We start from the raw sequence: 15,973 nt of genomic DNA on the forward strand, positions 1-15,973 counted from the left end.
GGACGGAGCAGTGGAGAAAGCTGCTTCGTCCCTGTTTGTATTTAGGCCTTCTCCGCGGGTGCGATCAAATAAAAACCGCCTGCCAATGCGGCAGACGGATCAAAGGTGAGGTTGGGACAAGTTGATTGAGATTAAGCCTCTTTGTAGTGATTCAGCTGACGGATCGAGAGCGCTTCTTCCAGCAGCTCAATAAACTCGTCGGACAGATTCATTTTCTTGGCTTCTCTGTAAACTTCCAGCAGGTGCTCATCTTTAAGCGGGCGAAGCAGAGATGCTTTATCGCTCAACCGACGAGCCGCAACCATGTCCACATGACTGTGATGAGGGTTCAGGGGTGCGTATTTGTCTTCTGACGGCGTGGTTACAAGGTACGGATAGGATCTTTCAAGCATGTACGGATTCCTCTCTTCCAGAGTTCCTAAGAGGTAGCTATAATTGGGTCTAAATGGAATTCTTATATCTAAAAGGATATCACGGATTGTCCGAATAGCAGAGAGGGCATTCAAAGTTTTGAATTTTCGTTGACAGTGGAGTTGATCTGTGGTAATAGAGAGGCTGTGGATTATACTTCTTGTTTTGCCTATGTAAGTGGGGGTACCGTAACCAACGGAGTGTAATCGAAGCGATCAGGGTAAAGATAATTGACGGAGGTATGTTCAAAAGCAGGGAAGCGGAAGAAAAGAAGCGCGAGAGCCTAAACGGCTCTCACGCTTCTCGTCATGCTGCAACAATCGCGACCCTCGGTTGCGATTGTTGGGGGAAGATAAAAGGCCGACTTAGCCGAGCTTCTCGATGACCTTATCGATCAGGCCGTATTCGCGGGCGGCTTCGGCTTCCATGAAGTTGTCCCGGTCGGTATCCTTCTCGATTCGCTCGAACGGCTGCCCGGTACGCTCCGCCAGAATGCCGTTAAGCTTATCGCGAAGCTTCAGGATACGGCGGGCGCGAATCTCGATGTCGCTCGCTTGTCCTTCCGCGCCGCCCAGCGGCTGATGGATCATGACTTCGCTATTAGGGAGAGCGAATCGCTTGCCTTTGGCACCCGCCGCCAGCAGGAATGCGCCCATCGATGCCGCCATACCTACGCAGATCGTGGACACGTCGGGCTTGATGAATTGCATCGTATCGTATATGGCCATGCCGGCCGTGATGGAACCGCCGGGGCTGTTAATGTAGAGGTGGATATCCTTCTCCGGATCTTCGGCCGCCAGGAACAATAGCTGCGCGATGATGGAATTGGCAACCACGTCATTCACTTGAGTGCCCAGAAATACGATTCGATCCTTAAGTAATCGGGAATAAATGTCATAAGCCCGTTCTCCCCGATTGGTTTGCTCGACAACCATAGGTACAAAACTCATGTTTGACGTCCCTCCTCATATATTGGTTTTCTTATCATAGCGAATACGAAGACAAAAGTCAAAGTTAGTCAAATTGTTGAGAGGGCAAAAAGGGAAGGAATACAAAAAACCGACCGAATATATTCGGCCGGTTGCATATGCGTTGTAAAATATGGCGCGCCCGTGAGGAATCGAACCTCAATCTCAGCCTTCGGAGGGCTGCGTCATATCCGTTGGACCACGGGCGCACATCTCATATACAGCAAGAATTATTATATGCGATATATTCGCAAAAAGCAAGAGTGTTCAGCCGTTTTAAATTTGTTGTTTTCGTGGAGAGCAGCCCTTGCGTCGCAGTTCGAATTTCGTTAGAATGAAGGTGGGACTTAAAATGATAAGGCGGGACATTATATGTCCAACCAAACATTCGCATCGTTGCCGACGATGACCAGCCGGTCTCAGGAGGATAGGCGGAGGGAATGCGAAAAATAATCGATATTCAGAAGAAGCTGCTTCCGGACCTCTTGCAGGTGATGGAGAAGAGATACGACATTCTCCATCGGATATACCTAGCGGGGACGATCGGCCGGCGTACGCTGGCCGTCAGCCTGGAGATGACGGAGCGGGTGCTTCGCTCGGAGCTTGAGCTTCTCAGGGCCCAGGGTTTGCTGGATACGGCCTCGTCAGGGATGACGCTGAGCGCGAGCGGCATGCAGCTGGTGGAAGAGATGGAACCGATCGTAAAGGAGCTGTTCGGCCTGTCCGATCTGGAGGATGAGGTTCGCAGCGCCTTCGGCCTGAAGCGGGTCATCATCGTTCCTGGCGATTCGGACGAAACCGAGCATGTCAAGCTGGAGCTCGGTCGGGCGGGCAGCCGGGTGCTGCGGGACAGTCTTTCGGTCGGCGATGTCGTTGCCGTCATGGGAGGCTCCACAATGGCGCACATGGCCAGGCATTTTGCGGCGGCCTCGCAGTTCAAGGACAATTGGTTCGTGCCGGCGCGCGGCGGTCTCGGAGAGAGCGTCGATTACCAGGCGAACACGATTGCCTCGCAGCTGGCCAAGCGAGCGGGAGCGCGATACCGGATGCTTCACGTCCCGGACCATCTTAGCGAAGAGGCTTACCAGACGATCATGCAGGAGCCGAACGTAAGAGAAGTGGTCGATATGATCCGGAGCGCGCGTATTGTCGTTCACGGCATCGGCGATGCGGCGACGATGGCCAGAAGACGCAAGCTCAGGGACGATACCATGGATGAATTGGTTAAGGACGGAGCGCTGGCGGAGGCCTTCGGCTATTACTTCGATCGCAGCGGCAAAGTTGTACACCGGATGGCGACGGCAGGCTTGCGGCTTGAAGATATCGAAGCGGCCGAACTGGTGATCGGAATCGCGGGCGGCAGAAGCAAGGGAGAAGCGATCGCATCGGTCATGCGGTTCGGTCACGACGACGTGCTGGTGACGGACGAAGCGGCCGCTAGGGAAGCGCTGCGGCACATCTGAAGGAAATAAAGCGCGGCGAATAGGCAATCCTTACAATATGGCGGTCTCGGCGCATTTGCGCCTTGATATAGAGTTAATATCTTTTCCAATCCAAGGAGGACAACAATCATGGCAGCAGTAAAAGTGGGCATTAACGGATTTGGACGTATCGGACGTAACGTATTCCGCGCTTCTCTGAACAACCCTAACGTAGAGATCGTGGCCATTAACGATCTGACAGACGTCAATACGCTTGCGCACCTTCTCAAATATGACACAACGCACGGCAAACTGGACGCGACGGTTGTTGCGGGCGAAGGCGCTCTTATCGTCAACGGCAAATCGGTTAAAGTTTTCGCTGAGCGCGATCCAGGCAACCTGCCTTGGTCTTCCGTAGGCGCAGAAATCGTCGTTGAATCCACAGGGATCTTCACAGCTAAGGACAAAGCCGAGCTTCACTTGAAAGGCGGCGCGAAAAAAGTCATCATCTCCGCTCCGGCTACCAACGAAGACATCACGATCGTAATGGGCGTTAACCATGACAAATACGATCCGGCCGCTCACACGATTATCTCCAACGCTTCTTGTACGACGAACTGCTTGGCTCCTTTCGCGAAGGTATTGAACGATCAATTCGGTATCGTGAAGGGCATGATGAACACGATCCACTCCTACACGAACGACCAGAACGTTCTCGATCTTCCGCACAAGGATCTGCGTCGCGCTCGCGCCGCAGCCGAGAACATCATTCCATCCTCCACGGGCGCTGCTAAAGCGGTATCCCTCGTATTGCCTGAGCTGAAAGGCAAGCTGAACGGAATGTCCATGCGCGTTCCTACGCCTAACGTATCCGTTACGGATCTGGTTGCCGAGCTGAAAGTCAACGTTACGGTTGAAGAAGTTAACGCTGCGCTGAAAGCCGCTTCCGAAGGCCCGCTGAAAGGCATCCTGAACTACTCCGAAGAGCCGCTCGTATCGAGCGACTACAACGGCGACCCTGCTTCTTCCACGATCGACGCGCTGAACACGATGGTCGTTGAAGGCAACATGGTTAAAATCATCTCCTGGTACGACAACGAGTGGGGCTATTCCAACCGCGTCGTAGACCTGGCTGCTTATATCGCTGGCAAAGGCCTGTAAGAGTACGCATTCCCCTAAGTCCCCCTGCCCGAAGGGGGATTCCAAAGGGCTCTGCCCTCTGGACACCCGTAATTTCGTCGGAGTTGCGGCGGACGGCGGGGAGTTACGGCCTGCTAGGATCGCTCCGTCCCGGATTTGCTGCGCAAACCGGGACTATGCTTTACTATCGGAGCAAGCGGGAGGGCCTAACGCGCGCTTATCCGCGCTGCTGGGCTGAACCGCTCGTTCCCTCTCGCATGACTGCGCTTCTCAGGGAACTGCAATCAAGAGCATCAACGTATCTCCCCGCGCATGACTGCGCTTCTTGGGAGATGAACGAGTTATAGATACAAGGTTAGGGCTCCCCACACGGAGCCTAGCTTTGCGCACGGAGATCAACAGCCATCCAAGGAGGTTAGACTCTTGAACAAAAAAAGCGTAAGAGAGATCGACGTTGCCGGTAAAAAAGTATTCGTCCGCGTAGACTTTAACGTACCGCTGGAAAACGGCAAAATTACGGACGACACGCGCATCCGCGAGACTCTGCCGACCGTTAAATACTTAATCGAGAAGGGTGCGAAGGTCATTCTGGCCAGCCACCTGGGACGTCCGAAAGCGCAAGTCGTGGAAGAGCTTCGCCTGACGCCTGTAGCTGCGCGTCTGTCCGAACTGCTGGGCAAGCCGGTCGCCAAGTCCGACGAGGTTGTCGGAGCGTCCGTACAAGCGCAAGTCGATGCGTTGAAGGACGGAGACGTGCTGTTGCTGGAGAACGTTCGTTTCCTTGCAGGAGAAGAAGCCAACGATGTTGAGCTGGCTAAAGCATTCGCTTCGCTGGCCGATATCTACGTGAACGATGCGTTCGGTGCGGCACACCGTGCCCATGCATCCACGGAAGGTATCGCCCATCATATTCCGGCAGTCGCAGGCCTGCTGATGGAGAAAGAGCTGGACGTGCTCGGCAACGCGCTGAACAACCCTAAGCGTCCGTTTACGGCTATCGTAGGCGGCTCCAAGGTCAAGGACAAGATCGACGTTATCAACAAAATGATCGAGATTGCCGACAATATCATTATCGGCGGCGGTCTTTCGTATACGTTCTTCAAGGCGCAAGGCAAGGAAATCGGCTTGTCGCTGTGCGACGATTCGAAGCTGGAGCTTACGCTTGAGTTCCTGGAGAAGGCGAAGAAGCTCGGCAAAAATTTCTACCTTCCTATCGACGTTGTAATCGCGGACGATTTCAAAGCCGACGCGAACAAAGATATCGTAGACATCGATCATATTCCTGTAGGCTGGGAAGGCGTGGACATCGGCCCGAAAACCCGCGAAATCTATGCGGACGTCATCAAGAACTCCCAGCTGGTCGTCTGGAACGGACCAATGGGCGTATTCGAGATCGAGCCGTTCTCTTACGGTACGCTTGAGGTTGCCAAAGCTTGCGCGACGACCGAGGCTTACACCGTAATCGGCGGCGGCGATTCCGCAGCAGCGGCGGAGAAGTTCAAGCTGGCGGATCAGATGGACCATATTTCCACGGGCGGCGGCGCTTCCCTGGAATTTATGGAAGGCAAAGCACTTCCGGGCGTCGTAGCCCTTAACGACAAATAGAGGTGACAACGATGAGTAGAACTCCGATTATTGCAGGCAACTGGAAAATGTTCAAAACGGCCGGGGAAGCAGCATCCTTCGTGGCCGAAGTGAAAGGCAAAGCGGAGGTTGCGGGCGTAGAGAGCGTTATCTGCGCTCCTTTCACGGCGCTGCCGGCATTGGTTGAGGCGGTTAAAGGCACGTCGATCAAAGTCGGAGCTCAAAACCTGCACTTTGAAGATAACGGCGCGTACACGGGCGAGATCAGCGGCGTCATGCTGAAGGATCTGGGTGTGGACTACGTCATTATCGGTCACTCCGAGCGTCGGCAATATTTTGCCGAAACCGACGAGATCGTGAACAAGAAGGCCCATGCGGCATTCCGCCACGGGCTCGTTCCGATCGTCTGCGTAGGCGAGAAGCTCGAAGAGCGCGAAGCCGGACAGACGAAAGAGGTCGTTCGGGTGCAGACGGAAGGCGGACTTGCGAATCTGTCTGCCGAGCAAGCGGCAGAGACGGTTATCGCTTACGAGCCGATCTGGGCCATTGGCACAGGCAAATCCTCGACGTCCGAGGACGCAAACGAAGTGATTGCTTACATTCGCGGCGTAGTAGCGGCACAATTCGGCGCAGAGGTCGCCGGTAAAGTTCGTATCCAGTACGGCGGCAGCGTAAAGCCGAACACCGTAGCGGAATACATGGGACAATCCGATATCGACGGCGCATTGGTCGGCGGCGCCAGCCTGGAGCCGGCTTCCTATGTGGCGTTAGTCGAAGGGGCGAAGTAAGATGACGGCACCCAAACCGGTTGCGCTGATCATTCTCGACGGCTTCGGCCTTCGCGACGATGTTCACGGCAATGCCGTAGCGCAAGCGAAGAAACCGAACTTCGACAAGTACTGGAGCACGTTTCCCCATACGACCTTGACGGCCAGCGGGGAAGCGGTCGGTTTGCCCGAAGGACAGATGGGCAACTCCGAGGTTGGACACCTGAACATCGGCGCAGGCCGCATCGTCTATCAGGACCTGACCCGCATCTCCAAGTCGATTCGCGATCTGGATTTTTACGATAACGAAACGCTGCTCGGCGCGGTTCGCCATGCGAAGAGTCAGGGCAAGAAGCTTCATCTCTACGGCCTATTGTCCGACGGCGGCGTGCACAGCCACATTGCGCATTTGTTCGCCTTGCTGGAGCTGGCCAAGAAGGAAGGGCTGGAGCAGGTCTATATTCACGGCTTCCTGGACGGACGGGACGTATCGCCCGACAGCGCAGTCGGTTACTTAACTCAATTGCAAGGCAAAATAGACGAGATCGGGATCGGCCGCATTGCGACTGTCCAAGGACGCTATTACGCAATGGATCGCGACAAGCGTTGGGAGCGTACGGAAAAGTCCTACCGCGCTATGGTATACGGCGACGGTCCTACGGCCGTCGATCCGATCGCGGCGGTGAAGGAATCCTACGAAAAATCCGTATTCGACGAATTCGTCTTGCCGACGGTGATTGTCGGCGCGGACGGCAAGCCGGTGGGCTTGGTCGAATCCGAGGACGCGGTTATTTTCTTCAACTTCCGCCCGGATCGCGCAATTCAACTGTCCAACGTGTTCACGAACGAAGATTTTCGCGGCTTCGACCGCGGCTCCGGCTTCCCGAAAAATCTGTATTTCGTATGCATGACGCTATTCGCGGAAACCGTAGGCGGCTTCGTTGCGTATAAGCCTAAAGAGCTGGACAACACATTTGGCGAGGTTCTCGTGCAGCACGGCAAAAAACAGCTCAGAATCGCCGAGACGGAGAAGTACCCGCACGTCACTTTCTTCTTCAGCGGCGGACGGGATCACGTGCTGGAAGGCGAGACGAGAATTCTGATCAACTCGCCCAAGGTTGCCACGTACGATCTTCAGCCGGAGATGAGCATTTACGAGGTTACGGACTCGCTGGTCAAGGAAATCCAGGCGGATAACCATGACGCGATCGTGCTGAATTTTGCCAACCCGGACATGGTCGGCCATTCGGGCATGCTGGAGCCGACGATTAAAGCAGTGGAAGCGACGGACGAGTGTCTTGGACGCGTCGTCGAAGCGGTTACGGCCAAAGGCGGGGTCTGCGTCATCATCGCGGATCACGGCAATGCCGATATGGTAACCGACGATAACGAACGTCCGCATACGGCCCACACGACGAACAAGGTTCCTTGCATCGTTACGCAAGCCGGACATACGCTTCGCGAAGACGGCATTCTTGCCGATGTGGCGCCGACGCTTCTGACGCTGTTGCAGCTTCCGCAGCCGGTTCAAATGACAGGCCAAACGCTGATTGTCTAACCTAACTACGAAAATCTAAAAGGAGTGTTCTACTCATGACGATCATTACTGACGTATACGCACGCGAAGTGCTTGACTCTCGCGGCAACCCAACCGTAGAAGTTGAAGTTCGCCTGGAATCCGGCGTGCTCGGCCGCGCAATCGTACCTTCGGGAGCTTCTACCGGAGCCTACGAAGCGGTCGAGCTTCGCGATGGGGACAAAGGCCGTTACCTCGGAAAAGGCGTTCTGAAAGCCGTTGAGAACGTAAACACGATCATCGCTCCGGAAATCATCGGCTACGATGCGCTGGATCAAGTCGAAATCGACAAAAAAATGATCGAGCTGGACGGCACTCCGAACAAAGCCAAGCTGGGCGCTAATGCAATTCTGGCCGTATCCATGGCTGTCGCTCGCGCAGCTGCGGACGCGCTGGACGTTCCTCTCTATACTTACCTTGGCGGCTTTAATGCCAAAACGTTGCCTGTGCCGATGATGAACATCGTCAACGGCGGAGAGCACGCGGATAACAACATCGACGTGCAAGAGTTCATGGTTCTGCCAGTGGGCTTGCCGACGTTCTCGGAAGCGCTGCGCGCAGGCACGGAAATCTTCCATGCGCTCAAAGGCGTATTGAAAGCCAAAGGCCTGAACACTGCTGTCGGCGACGAAGGCGGCTTCGCTCCGAACCTCGGTTCGAACGAAGAAGCTCTGTCCACGATTCTGGAAGCGATCGAGAAAGCGGGCTACAAGGCCGGCGAAGAAATCTTCCTGGGCATGGACGTAGCTTCCACCGAGTTCTTCAAGGACGGCAAATACCACCTCGAAGGCGAAGGCAAATCCTTCACATCCGCCGAGTTCGTGGACTTGCTTGCAAGCTGGGTTGAGAAGTATCCGATCATCTCCATCGAAGACGGCTGCTCCGAAGACGACTGGGAAGGTTGGAAATTGCTTACCGAGAAGCTGGGCGACAAAGTTCAACTCGTGGGCGACGACCTGTTCGTTACGAACACCGAGCGTCTGGCTGACGGCATCGAGAAGGGCGTAGGCAACTCCATCCTCGTTAAGGTAAACCAAATCGGTTCCTTGACCGAGACTTTCGACGCGATCGAGATGGCGAAGCGTGCAGGCTACACGGCCGTAATCTCTCACCGTTCCGGCGAATCCGAAGACAGCACGATTGCGGACATCGCGGTTGCGACGAACGCAGGTCAAATCAAGACGGGCGCACCTTCCCGTACGGACCGCGTCGCGAAGTACAACCAATTGCTGCGCATCGAAGATCGTCTTGGCTCCACTGCGATCTACGGCGGCAAAGCGGCGTTCTACAACCTTAAAGGCTTCAAAAAATAAATAAGTCGGAGCTCCGAACTCCGCTTCATCAAGAAGAGCAGACCCTTGTGCTTATAGCACGGTCTGCTCTTCTTTTTGTCGCTTGTTATTGACGCCAGACGACGTAGCCGTATACAGGCACATTCGCCTGCAGACACCCGCGTGCGGCAACGACCTGCTCGCCGGTAAAGGCGTTCGTCCAGCCTTCTCCTGCGGCGACCGGTACGGATACGTCTGCGGTCTTCTCCGAGACGTTCATGACAATCACGAACCGCTCGTCGCCGTCCGACGCGCGCCGCTCGTACACGAGCAAGCCGCTGCCGGCCTCGGCTTGAAGGAAGCGGAAGCCCGCGCTCCGGAGCGCTTCGTGTTCCTTGCGAAGCCGGATAGCTTCGGAGAAGAAGGCGAACAGCGCCTTGTCCTGCTTGTCCTCCTCCCAGACCATGCATTCCCGGCAACCGGGATCGCCCCCGCCAGTCATGCCGACCTCATCTCCGTAATATACGCAAGCTGTTCCCGGATACGTAAGCTTAAACAGCGTAGCCAGCTTCATGCGATTCGTATCGCCTTCGCACAGCGTGAGCAGGCGAGGGGTATCATGGCTGCCGAGCAGGTTAAACGTGGTCTCCGTCGCTTGCTGCGGATAGGCGGCGAGCTGCGCGCCGACGGCGTCGGCGAATTGCTTGGCATCGGACGTTCCGTAGGCGAAGAAATCGAGCGCCGCATTCGTGAACGGGTAGTTCATGACCGCGTCGAACTGGTCGCCCTGCAGCCACATGATGGAATCGTGCCAGATCTCCCCCAGGATATAGACGTCGGGGTTGAGCTTTTTGACGGCCATGCGGAACTCCCGCCAGAAGGCGTGGTCGACCTCGTTGGCGACGTCCAGCCGCCATCCGTCGATGCCGACCTCTTCGATCCAGTATCGCGCCACGTCCAGCAGATAGCTTTTAACCTCGGAATTCTCGGTATTCAGCTTGGGCATAATCGGCTCGAAGCCGAAAGTGTCATAGGTCGGGATACGGTCCACGACTCTAAGCGGGAACTCCCTTACATGGAACCAGTCCTTATATACGGACGAGGCGCCCTTCTCCAATACGTCGACGAAAGGAGGGAATTCCTTGCCCGAGTGATTAAATACCGCATCCAGCATTACCTTGATGCCCCGGGCATGGCAGGCTTCCACGAGCTCCTTCAGCTTCTCGTTCGTCCCGAAATGAGGGTCGACCTTCAAGTAGTTTTTCGTATCGTATTTGTGATTGGTTGTCGCTTCGAACAGCGGATTGAAATAGATCGCGTTGACGCCCAAGCGCACGAGATGATCCAGATGATCGATGACGCCTTGCAGATCGCCGCCAAAAAAGTTCGTCGGAGTCGGTTTGCCGCCCCAAGGCTCGACCTGCTCGGGATTAAGAGAGGGGTCGCCGTTGGCGAAGCGTTCGGGAAAAATCTGATAGAATACCGCGTCCTTGACCCAAGCGGGCGGCGCGAACACGTCGACGGGATTCACGAAAGGGAAATCGAACAAGTTCAGACCGTTGGGCGGCGGAGTGGGCAGGAAGGACTTCTCGATCCGATACAGGTGTTCCTTGCCATCATAGAAATGAAAGGCGTACTGGAGCCGGCGATATGGGGGCTGCACGGCGACCTCCCAGTAATCGAACAATTCGTCGGAGGACAGGAGCGCCATCGGCACGGTCCGGTTCGTTTGCTCCCAGGCGTACTTGTCGCCGGCAATGAGATTGACTTCGGTCATGTCGTTCCGTCGGGTGCGCACCCGAATGTGTACCGTGTTGTTGTCATAGGCGTAAGCCCAGTTCTGTTTCGGTCGATGATAGATCGCTTCACGCAGCATGAATGATTCTCCTTTGAGTTGTAATCGGGAGCAGGATGCAAAAAAAGTACAACCTCACCCGTCTGAAAGCCGAGGTTGTACCGTAAGGTAACATTGCCTTTATGATGCGGTCTCCGGCCATTGTCCCGCATCGGCGAGCCTGTCGACAGCCAGCACGAACATGGCGTGGGACCAGGTAAGGGGTACGATCCAGGCGGGCTGTCCGGTTTCCTTGTCGACCTGCTCGGGAAGGAGACCGATGTCGGTGCGATGATCGACGGCCCATTGAAGCAGCGTGCGTGCGGCCTCGTACTGGCCGATCGCAATGCGATAATGGGCCAGCCACAATGTCGTCAGGATCCAAGGGTTGCCCCCAATGTAATGATCGTCCTCGTACCGCTTGATGCCGCCAACGACCGGAGAGAGTAGCCTGCGCTCGATCGTGTCGGCAAGGCGGGTCATATACTCGTGATCCGGCGGCAGAACGCCGAACGGAACCGATAGGCCGAGCAGGCTGATGTCGATGACCGGATCGAACTTGAGACGATGGACGGGATAGCCTTTGGACGTATATTGCACGCTTCCCTCTGCTCCGGATGAGACGGCCTGATCATAGCGAGAGCCGTCCACCTTCAAATGAAGACCCCGATAAAAGCTGCTCTCGCTCTCATTCCAGCATTGCGCAACAATCGCGTCAGCGATTCCGTCCGCGATCTTCTCCCAATGACCGGCAGAGTCCGCGTCTCCCATCAGTCGGGCGAAAGCGGCAGCGGCCCGTATTCCGCCGCAGACTGCCGCCGCGGAATACGTATGCTCCCCGTTGCGCTCCTCCCACAGATCGATGCTGGGCAGGGGCAAGCCGGTATTCGGGTCGAGGAAGGCGGTCAGGAACTCTGCGCCCTTCCGCACGGCGGGCCATACGGCATGAGCGAAGCTCTCGTCCCGCGTCGTCTCGTAATGCTGCCACATTCCCCACAGGATAGAGCCGCCCTCGTCGATCTGCAGTCCCCAGGAAGGAGCGAGACTACCGTCGTGATAGTGACGCTGCTGCCAGGAGCCGTCCGGCTCTTGGGCGCGAAGCGTCCACTCGTAGAAACGCCGGGACGCGTCCGTCAGCCCGCAACGATCCAGAGCGGTCGTAATGAAGGCGGCGTCTCTTCCCCAGCAATAGGCATAGCCGCCGCAGCGAACGTGGCGCTCGTCGACCTCGGGAGCGGCCAGCAGGCTGCCGGTTCGGCTGTCCGCCATCAGCTTGAACATCAGCACGGAGCGCTCGTACAGCTCGGCGATGTCCGCCGGTCCTCCCGGACAGCGGCGGGCCTCCCGCAATTGTGCGTGCCAATAGGCCTCGGTGAGGCGCAGCCAATGCTCTGCAGGGTGCTGCTTGACGAATGCCAGCTGCTCCAACGATTCGGTGAGCGTGCTGCCCGCAGCAAGATAGACGGCAAACGTCTTGCTCTCCCCGGCGGGCAATCCGTCCACGTCCCAGAGAAGCGCGCCGTCCGATTGCATCTCGATCTCTTGGCCGTTCAGATGGCCGTTCTCCGCCGCCTCGCCAGCAAAGCCGCACTGGAACTGACTGCACGGGCTTGTGCCCGATACGGCAAAGAAGGCGCGGTGATGATAGTGAACGATCGCGTCGTTGGGCTCGTTGAACAGCGTTGTGTTGTAAAGCTCGCTTTCGTTGACATGCAGCGACGAATGCCAGACGAAGCGGAACGAAAGCGCGCCGTTCGACACGTTGCGGAACGTATAGTGCCTTACCAGCACATCCCGGCCGGGCAGTGTGTAATCCTGCTGCCGGACGGCGATCGGGAAGCGAGGGTGCGACGATTCGGCAACGGTGATATTCGTGCCCGGCATGTAGGAGATCCGGCGCTCCCACTGGCCGTCCTCCTCATCGAACCAGACTGTTCGTTCCCCGGCGAATTGAATGCCCGTCCGAATGAGATCGACGTGCTGCGAATGATCGATATGAGGCCACCATAGCCGATGCAATCTCCCGGAGCGTCCGAGAGAACCCAGCATTCGGCCGTTCCCGATAATGGAATCAATCAAAAATGGTTTGTTAGACAACGTGCTCAGCTCCTCTTGCGTGCTTGTTGTATGGAAGATTCGCGTACGATGAGCCGATGCGGAATAACGATCGGATTATGGTGGATCCGTTCCCCCTGAAGCAGGTGAAGCAGCGATTGCACCGCGCTATAGCCAAGCTGATAGGTGCCGATATCGACCGAGGAGATCGGCGGACTCGCCAGCTCGGACAAGGGGATGTTGTTGAAGCTGACCAGGCAGATATCATCCGGCACTCCGTAGCCGAGCTCGGCGAGCCCTCTGAGTACGCCGAAGGCGACATTGTCGTCGATGACGACGAGCGCGGTCGGACGCTCCGGCAGGCTCATGACCAGGGACATGGCCCGAAAGCCGCTTTCCTGTAGAAATTCGCCTTCGACGATCCACTCCGGCCGCTTCGGCAGGGAAGCCTCGGCCAGCGCCTGCTCGTACCCGCGCAGCCGATCATGGGACAGCGTCAGGTTGTTCGGACCGCTTACGAAGCCGATCCGCTCATGGCCTTGGGCGATCAGATGACTGGCAGCGTCATAGGCGGCCCGGACATTGTCATTGTCGACCATCAGAATATCGGGATGGCTCTCGCTGCGGCCGATCAGCACGAACGGGAACTGCTCCTCGTTCAAATACGCGATGAGCGGGTCGTCCCGCCGCGAGCTGAGCAGCACGATGCCATCGACACGACGTCCCCGAACGAGACGGGAGATCGTACCGAGCTCATCCTGCTCCGAGGTGGCGGTCGTCATCAGCAGGTCGTAGCCCATGCGCGTCGCCTGGGTCACGATACCACGCAGCACTTCGCCGAAGAAATCGTTGCGAAACAGCTCCTCTGCAGGTCTTGGCAGCAAAATACCGAGCGTGTGAGTCGTTTTGGACACCAAGCTTTTGGCCATTACATTAGGATGATAGCCCTGCTCATCCATAATCCGCTTCACCTTGCGCGACGTTTCCTCGCTGATGCGGGGGTGGTTGGAGACGACGCGAGATACGGTGGAGGGAGAGACTCCGGCTAATCGGGCGATATCTTTTATCGTAACCATCGCTTAAAACTCCTTATTTGTGCAATCGTTTGAACTGGCACGGGAAAACGTCCTCAAACATTCAAGTTCATGTTATCTCAGTTCCGTTCTTCTGTAAACTGGGGAATGAAAAATGGGATATTTCCATTCCAACCTGACTTGAAAATGAAAGTATTATAGACTTATCTATCGATAATCACACGATATGGCAAGAAAATCGGATAATTCACTGAAAAATCACCCGAAAATGCGGGATTTCGCATTTGCAAACGCTTTTATGCATCGCTTATGATGAATGTGTGCAATCGTTTTCACTACAACGGGGCTCGTTCGACATTAAACATTCTGGAAACAAGACGGTTTTTACGGGGCAATTCGGCGAGGGGGATCATGTCTGTCGGGTTTAAGCTCTTTTCTCAGTCCTGACAAGGGATTTGGGAGCGGTTCTTTTTTTTGCGAGTTAGGTATAACGTTTGCACAGATGTGATGAAAACAATCCAAACGGGGGGATCGACAAGAATGAACATGAAAAAATGGGGAATGAGTCTGCTTTGCGCAGTGTTGATGGTTGGATTGGCTGCTTGCGGAGGAGGGAACGACTCCAATAAGGCCAGTCCGTCGGGAGAGAGCCCGTCGGCTACGACGCCGGCTTCCGCTTCTGCGCCAAGCAGCGGGGGCGAAGAGGAAGTGGTGGAGCCCGAGGCGGGGGCCAAGCTGAAGGTGTGGGAATCCAAAGAGCAAATGCCTTACATGAAGAAGGTGGCGGAAGGCTTCGAGAAGGAATTCGGCATCCCGGTCACCTTCGAGGAGGTAGCGGGCGGAGATCAAGGCGGACGCCTGGCGACGGATGGTCCGGCCAAGCTGGCGGGAGACGTCGTTTCGCTGCCGCACGACCAGATCGCCCAAGCGGTCAAGGCGGGGCTGCTGCTGCCGAACGACCTGTTCGAGGAAGAGACGCGCGGCTCGATGCTGGAGGCAGGGATCAACGCATCTTCCTACGACGGCGTACTGTACGGCTATCCGAAATCCGTTGAGACCTACGCTATGTTCTACAACAAGGACCTGTTTCCAGAGGCTCCGAAGACCTGGGACGAAATCGTCAATTTCGCGGGCACGTTCACGAACGCGAAGGAGAACAAGTATGCGATCATGTGGGAGTTCGTCGGTTATTATTCCTATCCGTTCATCGGCAGCTTCGGAGGCTACTTCTTCGGCAAGGACAATACCGATCCGAGCGACATTGGATTGAACAACCCCGGCACGATTGAAGGCTTCGAATTCTTGAAAACACTTAAGCCGATTCTACCGATGAATGCGGCGGACGTGACCTACGACGTGAAAACGCAGCTGTTCACGGACGGCAAGCTGGCGCTTAACATCGACGGACCATGGTCGGTCAGCGCCTTCAAGGACAAGGTTAATTTCGGCGTCGCTCCGCTGCCGGCCATGCCTAACGGCAAACCGTCGACATCGTTCTCCGGCGTCAAATCCTACTATGTCAACTCGTATTCGCAGTATCCGATTGCCGCCCGAATGTTCGCGAATTATGCGGCCAACAAGGAGAATCAGCTGCTGAACTATGAGATGACGGGGGCGATCCCTGCCAACCGCGAAGCCGGAGAAGATCCGAAAATCAAGGACGATCCGATCGTCAGCGGCTTCTTCCAGCAGTTCGCCAACTCCACGCCTATGCCGGGGATTGCCGAGATCAATGCCGTATGGGACCCGCTCAAAGCGGCATTCACTACGCTGTGGGACGACCCGAAGGCCGATGTGAAGGCAACGCTGGATTCGACGGTTAACACGATCCAAACGGTCATTTCATCCAAATAACGAGAAGGCCTGCCGATTACGGCTTTCACCCGACTGTTTGCCGGTCGGGTGAAAGCCG

At 56.0% G+C, this 15,973-nt stretch carries 12 protein-coding genes and 1 tRNA gene; 7 read left to right on the plus strand and 6 right to left on the minus strand.

Features of this window, described 5'->3' with window-relative positions:
- Positions 1 to 131 precede the first annotated feature (131 nt).
- The 3 genes from sda to ACFO1S_RS10870 all read right to left on the minus strand — a co-directional run bounded on the left by sda (position 132) and on the right by ACFO1S_RS10870 (position 1,588).
- Complete coding sequence (sda, locus tag ACFO1S_RS10860) at positions 132 to 392, minus strand: sporulation histidine kinase inhibitor Sda (RefSeq protein WP_378126755.1); 261 nt, start codon at positions 390 to 392, stop codon at positions 132 to 134.
- Between the two features lie 384 nt (positions 393 to 776).
- On the minus strand, positions 777 to 1,361 hold the full coding sequence (gene clpP / locus ACFO1S_RS10865; RefSeq protein ID WP_204601891.1) for an ATP-dependent Clp endopeptidase proteolytic subunit ClpP: 585 nt from the start codon (positions 1,359 to 1,361) through the stop codon (positions 777 to 779).
- Between the two features lie 152 nt (positions 1,362 to 1,513).
- Positions 1,514 to 1,588: transfer RNA gene (locus ACFO1S_RS10870), tRNA-Arg, on the minus strand.
- Positions 1,589 to 1,819: 231 nt separating this feature from the next.
- On the opposite strand from ACFO1S_RS10870, the gene ACFO1S_RS10875 reads away from it, so the two are divergent.
- The 6 genes from ACFO1S_RS10875 to eno all read left to right on the plus strand — a co-directional run bounded on the left by ACFO1S_RS10875 (position 1,820) and on the right by eno (position 9,180).
- Positions 1,820 to 2,842, plus strand: coding sequence for a sugar-binding transcriptional regulator (locus tag ACFO1S_RS10875; protein ID WP_204601890.1), 1,023 nt, complete (start codon positions 1,820 to 1,822; stop codon positions 2,840 to 2,842).
- 108 nt (positions 2,843 to 2,950) lie between these two features.
- Positions 2,951 to 3,961, plus strand: a complete 1,011-nt coding sequence (gap, locus tag ACFO1S_RS10880; protein ID WP_204601889.1) for a type I glyceraldehyde-3-phosphate dehydrogenase — start codon at positions 2,951 to 2,953, stop codon at positions 3,959 to 3,961.
- Positions 3,962 to 4,363: 402 nt separating this feature from the next.
- On the plus strand, positions 4,364 to 5,545 hold the full coding sequence (locus ACFO1S_RS10885; RefSeq protein ID WP_204601888.1) for a phosphoglycerate kinase: 1,182 nt from the start codon (positions 4,364 to 4,366) through the stop codon (positions 5,543 to 5,545).
- A gap of 11 nt (positions 5,546 to 5,556) precedes the next feature.
- The gene (gene tpiA, locus ACFO1S_RS10890) at positions 5,557 to 6,312 is read left to right on the plus strand and encodes a triose-phosphate isomerase (RefSeq protein ID WP_204601887.1); all 756 of its coding nucleotides are present in this window, start codon (positions 5,557 to 5,559) and stop codon (positions 6,310 to 6,312) included.
- 1 nt (position 6,313) lies between these two features.
- The gene (gene gpmI / locus ACFO1S_RS10895) at positions 6,314 to 7,849 is read left to right on the plus strand and encodes a 2,3-bisphosphoglycerate-independent phosphoglycerate mutase (RefSeq protein ID WP_204601886.1); all 1,536 of its coding nucleotides are present in this window, start codon (positions 6,314 to 6,316) and stop codon (positions 7,847 to 7,849) included.
- A gap of 35 nt (positions 7,850 to 7,884) precedes the next feature.
- The gene (eno, locus tag ACFO1S_RS10900; RefSeq protein ID WP_204601885.1) at positions 7,885 to 9,180 is read left to right on the plus strand and encodes a phosphopyruvate hydratase; all 1,296 of its coding nucleotides are present in this window, start codon (positions 7,885 to 7,887) and stop codon (positions 9,178 to 9,180) included.
- A gap of 85 nt (positions 9,181 to 9,265) precedes the next feature.
- On the opposite strand, the gene ACFO1S_RS10905 is transcribed toward eno, so the two are convergent.
- From ACFO1S_RS10905 to ACFO1S_RS10915, 3 genes are all read right to left on the minus strand, one after another.
- Positions 9,266 to 11,014, minus strand: a complete 1,749-nt coding sequence (locus tag ACFO1S_RS10905) for an alpha-glycosidase (protein WP_204601884.1) — start codon at positions 11,012 to 11,014, stop codon at positions 9,266 to 9,268.
- 99 nt (positions 11,015 to 11,113) lie between these two features.
- A complete protein-coding gene (locus tag ACFO1S_RS10910) occupies positions 11,114 to 13,069 on the minus strand; it encodes a glycoside hydrolase family 15 protein (RefSeq protein WP_378126759.1) in 1,956 nt (651 codons plus the stop codon).
- Between the two features lie 5 nt (positions 13,070 to 13,074).
- Complete coding sequence (locus ACFO1S_RS10915) at positions 13,075 to 14,103, minus strand: LacI family DNA-binding transcriptional regulator (RefSeq protein ID WP_204601883.1); 1,029 nt, start codon at positions 14,101 to 14,103, stop codon at positions 13,075 to 13,077.
- A 498-nt stretch (positions 14,104 to 14,601) separates the two neighbouring features.
- On the opposite strand from ACFO1S_RS10915, the gene ACFO1S_RS10920 reads away from it, so the two are divergent.
- On the plus strand, positions 14,602 to 15,915 hold the full coding sequence (locus ACFO1S_RS10920) for a sugar ABC transporter substrate-binding protein (RefSeq protein ID WP_378126761.1): 1,314 nt from the start codon (positions 14,602 to 14,604) through the stop codon (positions 15,913 to 15,915).
- Positions 15,916 to 15,973 lie beyond the last annotated feature (58 nt).

The sequence above is a fragment of the Cohnella boryungensis genome, assembly GCF_042651945.1.
Classification (GTDB): Bacteria; Bacillota; Bacilli; order Paenibacillales; family Paenibacillaceae; genus Cohnella; species Cohnella boryungensis.